The sequence below is a fragment of the Vibrio sp. 10N.222.52.B7 genome, from assembly GCF_041474275.1.
Lineage (GTDB): Bacteria > Pseudomonadota > Gammaproteobacteria > Enterobacterales > Vibrionaceae > Vibrio > Vibrio crassostreae_C.
On sequence record NZ_JBFRTU010000732.1, the window covers coordinates 1 to 260 of the forward strand.

A 260-nucleotide genomic window follows, 5' to 3' on the forward strand; every position below is an offset into this window, starting at 1 on the left:
TTGTTAACGTCTCAACTTGATGCGCAACGCCGACTACATCTTCCACACCTATCTGTACTGCAATACCTTGTCCCGATTCTCGGTCAAACTCCCCCACTTCACTAATTCTTTCAAGAATATGCCTTGCTAGATGCTCCTCAACGACAAACAGCAGCACATCTTTTTGCACCTCTAATGTTAATCCGAAGAAGGTGCGCTTTTGGTTTAAGCCCTGCCCTCTGGCATTATTAATCACGGTTGCTCCGGTTGCGCCCGCATCA

Annotated in this window: 1 protein-coding gene; it reads right to left on the reverse strand. The window is 47.3% G+C overall.

The window, feature by feature from the left end:
• On the reverse strand, positions 1 to 260 hold a 260-nt coding region (locus AB4512_RS25030; RefSeq protein ID WP_372176158.1), incomplete at both ends, for a P-II family nitrogen regulator.